Here is a 9,374-nt window from a genome sequence, read left to right as displayed (position 1 = left end):
GAAGATCTTCGGCAGGCTCAGGCGCGTCGCTGACACGCCTGGCCGTCCGCCTCTACTGCATTGGCAGTATTGCTGCGTGGGGCAAGCCTGCACAAAATCAAGGCCATAAGAGCGCATCTCTTCGGGGACGGACGCCGCGCATTTCCGTCTTGTTGGCTACGGCCTTGAAAGTTCCCGATGAAAACCCATGCCAGCATGAACCGTATCTACCGCCTGGTGTGGAATGCGGCTTTGAATCTTTGGGTGGCGGTGGCGGAAAACGCCAGGGGGCGCGGCAAGGCCGGCTCAGCCCGCAACAAAGCCGCCTTGCTGATGCTGGTGCCGCTGTCGGCTTTGATGCATCAGGCCCAGGCGGCGGATGCGGCGAATGCGGCTGTTGTTTCTGGAGCGGGCACGGTCGCCACTTCAGGGGTGACCACCACCATTAACCAGACCACCCAGAAACTGGCGATTGACTGGACCTCGCTTTCCACCCGCGCCAACGAGGCGCTGGTGTTTAACCAGCCGAACGCGCAGGCGATTGCGCTGAACCGCATCATCGGTAGCAGCCCAAGCGAGCTGCTGGGCAGCCTCACTGCCAATGGCCAGGTCTTTATCCTGAACCCGAACGGCGTGTTGTTTGGCGCAGGCTCGCAAGTCAACGTCGGCGGCCTGGTGGCTTCTACCCTGAGCTTGAGCAATGCCGACTTTGAAGCCGGCAACTACAAGTTCACAGGTTCGGGCTCAGGCTCCGTCATCAATCAAGGCGCCTTGAATGCAGGGCAGGGCGGTTACCTCGCCTTGCTGGCGCCTGAAGTGCGCAATGAAGGCGTGATGACGGCGAGCCTGGGCACAGCACTTCTGGCCGCCGGCAACAAGGTCACGCTGAATCTCGACAACGGCAGCCTGCTGGGCTACAGCATCGATCAAGGTGCAATCAATGCCCTGGCCGAGAACAAACAGCTGATCAAAGCCGATGGCGGGCAGGTGCTGCTCGGCGCCAAGGCACTCAATAGCCTGACGGCGGCCACGGTGAACAACACCGGCGTGATTGAAGCGAAGACGATACAGAACAAAGCCGGCCGCATCATGCTGATGGGCGATATGGACACCGGCACGGTTAACGTGGCGGGCACGCTGGACGCTAGCGCACCGAACACCGACGGTATGGGCGGCGACGGCGGTTTTATCGAAACCAGCGCCGCCCACGTCAAGGTAGCCGCCGGCACACGCGTGACCACGCAGGCAGCCAGCGGCCGGACCGGCCAGTGGCTGATAGACCCGCAGGACTACACGGTCGCGGCCAGCGGCGGCGACATCACCGGCGCCGACCTGAGCGCCAACCTGGGCACCACCAATGTCACCCTGCTGAGCAGCGGCGGCGCCGCAGCGGGCAATGGCGATATCAATATCAATGACGCGGTGAGCTGGAGCGCCAACACACTGACGCTCACGGCGGCGCGCGACGTCAATTTCAACGCCGTGGCCTCGGCCACCGGCAGCGCGGGCCTGGTGATGAACACCGGCACCGCCAACGGCGCCGACGCGGCCGTCGCGGGCGGGCTGGTCAAGATGGCGCTGGGCCCCGGCGGCTTCACCGGCCGGGTCGACATGGCCACGGGCACCAGCCTCAATATCAACGGTGAGGCCTACACCATCGTCAACAGCCTGGGCGCGGAGGGTGTGCTTTCGGGCAACGACCTGCAGGGCATGTATGGCAACCCTGCGGCCCGTTTTGTGCTGGGCAGCGACATAGACGCCAGCGCCACCAGCACATGGAACTCGGGCGCGGGCTTTACCAGCCTGGCCAATTTCAGCGGGCGCTTTAACGGCCTGGGCCACAACATCAGCAACCTCACGGTCAACCGGCCGGGTGTCAATGAGGTCGGCCTCTTCGGCAGGCTGGAGACCGGTGCGCGCGTCGGCAACGTGGGTCTGGCCGGCGGCAGCTTCACCGGTCTCACCGGCGTCGGCGCCCTGGTGGGCGGCGCCGCCGCCATCACCGACACCGTCGTCTACAACAGCTATGCCACGGCCGCCGTGAACGGCAGCGTCACTTTCGGCGGCCTGGTGGGGCATGGCGGCAATATGTCCATCCTCAACAGCTACGCCACTGGCGCCGTGACGGGTGACGCCAGCTCCGGCCAGAGTGCCGGCGGCCTCGTGGGGGCCTTCAGCAGCGGCGGGAAGATATCCAACAGCTATGCGACCGGCAATGTGAGCAGCTCGGGCAATTCCGCCAGGGTGGGCGGGCTGGTCGGCAATGCGGGAAACTCCGCCGCCATCACCGGCAGCTACGCCACGGGCGCGGTCTCCGGCGGTGGCACGTCCGCGAATGTCGGCGGGCTTGTGGGATTTGGGTTCGCGCTCAGCATCACCGGCAGCCACGCAGCCGGCGCGGTTACCGCCGCCGGCGCCTCCAGCATGGCCGGCGGGCTGGTGGGCCAGTTGCCCGTGTCTTCCAGCATTGCCACCAGCTACGCGAGCGGCAACGTCAGCAGCGGGGGTTCGTTTGTCGGTGGACTGGTGGGTTTTATGAATCCATCCAACATCAGTGCGAGCTACGCGACGGGTTCGGTCACCGTGACCGGCAACCCGTCGATCTCACAAGCCGGCGGACTCGCCGGGGCCGCCAGTGGCGGCACCATCACCGGCAGCTACGCAACCGGCGCGGTGCTGGGCACCGGCGCAGTCGCCGGCACTTCCGGTGTGGGCGGCCTGGTCGGAAGCGCGAGCAGCACGACCATAGACAACAGCTATGCCACAGGCACGGTGGGCGTCAACGCCACCGGAAACAGCGGCGCCAGGCGTGTGGGCGGTCTGGTGGGCAGCCTCAGCGGCGGCGCCATCTCCAACAGCTATGCCACCGGTGCGGTGACCGGCCCGCTCTACGTCGGCGGTCTGGTGGGCTTGATGACTTCGTTCTCCTCCTCCGTCTCCATTACCGCCAGCTATGCCACGGGCTCCGTGACCAACACCGGCATCACCGGTGAGGCCGGGGGACTGGTGGGTTTTTCAAACGCTGAAACCGGGACCATCAGCAACAGCTATGCCACGGGCAACGTTGACAACGGAGCCTCGGGGCACGCCGGCGGCGGCCTGATAGGCCTCTTCAACGCCACCACCACCGTGAGCAACAGCTATGCCACTGGCGCAGTGAGCGGCGCCGGCTTTCGCGGCGGCCTGGTCGGTAGTGGCCTCGGCAGCTTGGTCAACAATTTCTGGAACTCAAGCACCTCGACCACCGATTTCGGGTTTGGAGAGACCTCCAGCAACACCGGCGCCGCGCCGCTGACCAGCGCGCAGTTCACGAACGGCGCCAACTTCACCGGCGCCGGCTGGAGCGTGGCCAACACGGGCGGCAGCAGCGCCGTCTGGCGCATCTACGAGGGCCACACCGGCCCCTTGCTGCGCAGCCTGCTGAGGGTGGTGACCCTGGCCGACGCGGCCGACGCCAGCCTGGTCTACAACGGCGGCACACAAACCGCCGCCGCAACAACCAACACCGAGCCGGGCTTGCTGGGCGCCGCTGCGACCGGCCGCAATGCGGGTTTTTACAACGGCTACTACTCCACTCAGCAGGGCGGCCTGGACATCGTCGGCGGCAACCTGACCATCACGCGGGCCAACCTGACCGTGAGCAGCAGCGACGTCAGCCGCGCCTATACCGGCGACACCACGGCCGCCGGCTCGGCGGTGGTGACGGGCGGTGCACTGCAGGGCAGCGATCTGCTCAGCGGCGGCAGCTTTGCCTTTGCCGACAAGCATGTGGGCACCGGCAAGACGGTGAACGTCAGCGGCATCACGGTGGCAGACGGCAACGGCGGGGCCAACTACAACCTCACACTGGTAGATAACACCACCAGCACCATCAGCAAAGCCGACCTGACGGTGACGGCTGCGGGCGTGATCAAGACCTACGACGGCACGCTTAGCGCCGCCGGCAGCGCGACTGTGGACCCTCTCGCGGGAGCGGGTGCGGGTGAAGTGGTCAACACCGCCGCCACGCAAGCCTTTACCGACAAGAACTTCGGCGTCGGCAACAAGACGGTGCGTGCCAGCGGCCTGACCATCAAGGACAGCGGCAATGCCGATGTGACCGGCAACTACAACATCAGCTACGTCGATAACACCACCAGCACGATCAACAAAGCCGACCTGACGGTCACCGCCACCGGTGTGAACAAGACCTACGATGGCACGGCCAGCGCAACCGGCGCAGGCTCCGTCAGTACGCTCGCGGGCGCCGGTGCAGGCGAGGTCGTCAACACTGCCGCCACGCAGGTCTTTACCGACAAGAACTTTGGCCTGGGCAACAAGACGGTGCAGGCCAGCGGCCTGACCATCAAGGACAGCGGCAACGTGGATGTGACGGGCAACTACAACATTGCCTACGTCGACAACACCACCAGCACCATCAACAGGGCCAACCTGACGGTGACGGCCGATGCGGTGACCAAGACCTACGACGGCACACTGGCCGCTGCGGGCTCGGGCACCGTGGGCACACTGGCAGGCGCCGGCGCGGGCGAAGTGGTCAACACGGCCGCCACACAAGCCTTTACCGACAAGAACTTCGGCGTCGGCAACAAGACGGTGCAAGCCAGCGGCCTGACCATCAAGGACAGCGGCAATGTCGATGTCACGGGCAACTACAACATTGCCTACGTCGACAACACGGTCAGCACCATTAATAAGGCAGATGTGACGCTATCCACCAGCGATGTCACCAGGACCTATGACGGCACTACGGGTGCGGCTGGCTCAGTAGTGGTCACGGCAGGTACGGTGTTCGTCGGTGACAGTGCCACAGGCGGCACATTCGCCTTCACCAACAAGAACGCCGGCACAGGCAACAAGACGGTGACGACCACCGGCGTGACGGTGGGCGATGGCGTGAACAACGCCAACTACAACGTCACGTATGCGGACAACACCACCAGCACCATCAACAAGGCCAACCTGGTGCTGACCACCAACGATGTCACCAAGACTTATGACGGCACGCTCAGCGCCGTGGGCACGGCGACGGTCGCCAGCGGCGCTGTGTTCACGGGTGACAGCATTTCAGGCGGCAGCTTTGCCTTTACCGACAAGAACGTCGGCAGCGGCAACAAGACGGTCACCACCGCCGGCGTGACGGTGACTGACGGCAACGGCGGCAACAACTACAACGTCACCTATGCAGACAACACCACCAGCACGATCAACCAGGCCAACCTGACGCTGTCGACCAGCAACGTCACCAAGACCTACGACGGCACGCTAGGTGCGACCGGTGCGGTGGTCGTCACGGCGGGTACGGTGTTCGCAGGCGACAACACCTCGGGCGGCAGCTTTGCCTTTACCGACAAGAACGCCGGCACCGGCAACAAGGCAGTGGCCACCAGTGGCGTGACGGTGGGCGACGGCGTGAACAACGGCAACTACAACATCAGCTACGTTGACAACACGACCAGCACCATCAATAGGGCCAACGTAACCCTGTCGACTTCCGACGTCACCAAAACCTATGACAGCACAACCAGCGCCGCAGGCACCGCCGTGGTGACCAGTGGCACTGTGTTTGGCGGCGACAGCCTCACGGGTGGCACTTTCGCCTTTACCGACAAGAACTTTGGCGTTGGCAACAAGACGGTGACGACAGCGGGTGTGACGGTAGGCGACGGTGTCAATAACGCGAACTACAACGTCAGCTACGCCAACAACACGACGAGCACGATCAACAAGGCCGACCTGACGGTGACGGCCAGTGGCGTCAACAAGGTCTACGACGGTACGACAGCTGCTACCGTAGGCTATGGCGACAACCGCCTGGGCAGCGATGTGCTGAGCGTCACGGGCGCCGCATCCTTTGCCGACAAGAATGCCGGCGCCGGTAAATCGGTAGGGGTGAACAGCATCGCCGTTGGCGGCACGGATGCGGGCAACTACAACCTGCTGAACACCACGGCAACGACGACGGCAACCATCACGCCCAAAGCGCTGACGGTAACGGCCGCCGGCGACAGCAAGAACTATGACGGCGTGGCTTATAGCGGCGGCAAGGGCGTGAGCTACAGCGGCTTTGTAGCGGGCGACTCCGTCTCCGATATAGGCGGCACTCTGGCTTACGGCGGCTCGTCGCAAGGCGCTGTTGCTGCGGGCAATTACCTCATCACGCCCGGTGGCCTGAACTCGATCTCGGGCAACTACGCGCTGGGTTTCACCAGCGGCGCGCTCAGCATTACGGCGGTGGATGCCAGCTCGGCCTCGCTGGGCGGCCTTACGCTGGTCGGTGCCTATGACAGCGCCATGCAGGCCCTGGCCGGTGTGGGTGCACCCGGTGGTGGTTTTGGCGGCAGCGCTGCCGCTGATGCGCTGGCTGCCGCAGCGGCCGAGGCTGGCAATACAGACGAAAAGTAAATTCAAAGGCAGGGGTACAAGGCCTGAAGCCATTTCAGAACGCCACTCTTGCTTACTCCCTCCCCCGCTGGGGGAGGGCAGGGGTGGGGGCCAGCGGCCCTCAAACACCTCTTGGGGAAATTTCAACCGCCGCGAGCCCCCATCCCAACCTTCCCCCAGCGGGGGAAGGAGAAAAACAGAAGGCCAAGGTCTCTTGTACAGGCGGCTTCCCATCATGAGCCGCTCCGCACCATTGCATTTGTAATGTGAGGCCCATAGGCGAATGGCCCGAAGCGGAATACCATCGCCGGCAGGAGAAGAAGATCTTTGGGGTCCGCCCCGTCTTGCCGAAAGCACGCCATGAAGAGCCATGCCAGCATCAACCGCATTTACCGTCTTGTCTGGAACGCCGCGTCAAGCCTCTGGGTGGCTGTGGCCGAAAACGCCAGGGGCAGCCGCAAAAGCGGTGCGCGTTCCGGTGTCAGCGCAGCGAGCGGATTCACACTCAATGCTGCCTGCAGCGCCGCCTTGCTGATGTTGGCCGTTGGCGCCCCGCAGGCCTGGGCCGCGGATGCGGCCAATGCCTCCGTCTCCGCCGGCGCGGCCGGTATCGCGACGGTGGGCAATACCACTACCATCAACCAGAGCAGCCAGCGTGTGGCGATCGACTGGACCAGTTTGTCCACAGCAGCCAATGAGGCGTTGATCTTCAACCAGCCCAACGCATCGGCGATTGCGCTGAACCGCATCACCGGCAGCAGTCCGAGCGAGTTCCTCGGCAGCCTCACGGCCAATGGGCAAGTCTTTATCCTGAACCCGAACGGTGTGCTGTTTGGCGCGGGATCGCAAGTCAATGTCGGCGGCCTGGTCGCCTCAACCCTGAGCATGAGCAATGCAGACTTCATGGCCGGCAACCATGTGTTCACCGGCTCGGGCGGTTCCGGCTCGGTGGTCAACAAGGGCACCCTGAAGGCGGCCCCCGGCGGTTACCTGGCGCTGCTGGCGCCCGAGGTGCGCAATGAAGGCGTGATGACCGCGAATCTCGGAGCCGCTTTGCTGGCAGCCGGCAACAAGATCACCTTGAACCTCGACAACGGCAGCTTGCTGGGCTACAGCATCGACCAGGGCGCCATCAATGCGCTGGCCGAAAACAAGCTATTGATCCAGGCCAACGGCGGGCAGGTCTTGCTCTCGGCCAAGGCCATGGACAACCTGACCACTGCCACGGTGAACAACACCGGCGTCATCGAAGCCAAAACCGTGCAGAACAAGGCCGGCCGTATCCTGCTGATGGGCGACATGGAGACGGGCACTGTGAATCTGGCGGGCACGCTGGATGCGTCGGCGCCGGATGGTGGCGACGGCGGTTTTGTGGAAACCAGCGCAGCCCACGTCAAGGTGGCAGACGGTGCCAAAGTGACGACGCTGGCCGCCAGCGGCAACCACGGCACCTGGCTGATCGATCCGACCGACTTCACCATCGCCGCAGGCAGCGGCGGCTTGACCGGCAGCGGCATAGGCGCCACCACGCTGGCCAACAACCTCAACCTGGGCAACGTCGCGCTGGCCACCAACAATGCGGGCGGCACCGACAACGGCGACATCCACGTCAACTCGGCCGTGACCTGGAATGCCGGCACCACGCTGACTCTGAGCGCCTGGCGCAACATCAATATCAATGCGTCCATCACCTCTCAAAACGCCAACGGCAAGCTGGCACTCGAATACGGGCTGGGCGCCGTCAATGCGGGCAACACCGCCACCTACAACGTGCGCGCACCCGTCAACCTGCGGGCCGGCAACAACTTCAGCACCCGGCTGGGCAGCGACGGCGCGACTGACCCGTACAGGGTCATCACCAGCCTGGGCGCGGCGGGCAGCACCACCGGCACCGACTTGCAGGGCATCAACGGCGACCCGACCCTGAACTACGTGCTGGGCGCCGACATCGACGCCAGCGACACGGTGAACTGGAACGCCGGTGCGGGCTTTGACACCCTGGGCGGCGTGGGCGCGCCGGGCATTTTTGAGGGCCGCTTCGATGGCCTCAACCACAAGATCACCAACCTCTTTATCAACCGGCCGGGCGATAACTTTGTGGGCCTCTTCGGCATCACGCAAAGCACCAGCATCCGCAACCTCGGGCTGGTGGGCGGCAGCATCACCGGCGACAGTTTTGTGGGCGCCATCGCCGGGCAGGGCTGCTGCACCAACTTCACCAATGTCTACAGCACGGCAGCGGTTACCGGCAACGACGAGGTGGGCGGCCTGGTGGGTGAGCTCAGCCAGGGCGGCATCACCGACTCCTATGCCACTGGTGCCGTGACCGGCAACGACAAGGTTGGCGGCCTGGTCGGCAGCTCGCTGGATGGCACCATCACGCGTGCCTACAGCAGCGGCCGCGTCACCTCGGCCGGCCTGGCGGGCGGGCTGGTGGCCGAAGAGTTCGGCGCAGCCGTGACCACCGACAGCTACTGGAACATCACCACCTCGGGCCAGGCCACCAGTGCAGGCGGCACCGGTAAAACCAGCGCCCAGATGATGCAGGCGGCTACCTTTGCCGGCTGGGATATGGCCACGCAGGGCGGCACCACGGCGGTCTGGCGCATTTACGAGGGGCAGACCGGCCCGCTGCTGCGCAGCTTCCTGTTGCCCATCACGCTGCCCGACACCAGCGTGGTGTTCAACGGCGCGCAGCAGTCGGGCGCCGGTGCGGCCGGCGTCACCGCCGCTAGCGGCACCAGCCTGGGTGTCTACAACGCCTGGTCGACCCAGGAGGGTTATGACATCACGGGCGGCACATTGACCATCAGGCAGGCTGATTCGGGCGGCGATTTCCTGATTAACGAGGCCTACCGCAGCGCCATGGTTTACCTGGCCGGCGTGGTCCGCTCGGCGAACACCCCCAGCCGCCCAGACCCCGGCGCTTTGGCCGATGCCTTGTCTGCCGCAGCGGCGGAGGCGCAAGAGCAGGGCACGAAATAGGATTTCCGGCCTGGCGAGGGAAATCC

Annotated in this window: 2 protein-coding genes; both read left to right on the top strand. The window is 64.7% G+C overall.

The features are described from left to right. Positions 1–195 precede the first annotated feature (195 nt). Entirely contained in the window at positions 196–6,384 is a 6,189-nt protein-coding gene (locus BM408_RS06220; protein ID WP_175541705.1) for a YDG domain-containing protein, read from the top strand. 339 nt (positions 6,385–6,723) lie between these two features. Next, the gene (locus BM408_RS06215) at positions 6,724–9,348 is read left to right on the top strand and encodes a two-partner secretion domain-containing protein (RefSeq protein WP_092128007.1); all 2,625 of its coding nucleotides are present in this window, start codon (positions 6,724–6,726) and stop codon (positions 9,346–9,348) included. Positions 9,349–9,374 lie beyond the last annotated feature (26 nt).

It is taken from the genome of Polaromonas sp. YR568, assembly GCF_900116715.1.
In the GTDB taxonomy this organism is placed as follows: domain Bacteria; phylum Pseudomonadota; class Gammaproteobacteria; order Burkholderiales; family Burkholderiaceae_C; genus Polaromonas.
Note: the sequence above shows the minus strand (reverse complement) of the source record. Positions and strands in the feature narration are given on the sequence as shown.

Excerpts from the sequence above, each read along its gene's own strand:
- BM408_RS06215 (WP_092128007.1), top strand. The coding sequence starts at position 6,724 with ATGAAGAGCCATGCCAGCATCAACCGCATTTACCGTCTTGTCTGGAAC.
- BM408_RS06220 (WP_175541705.1), top strand. The coding sequence starts at position 196 with ATGAACCGTATCTACCGCCTGGTGTGGAATGCGGCTTTGAATCTTTGG.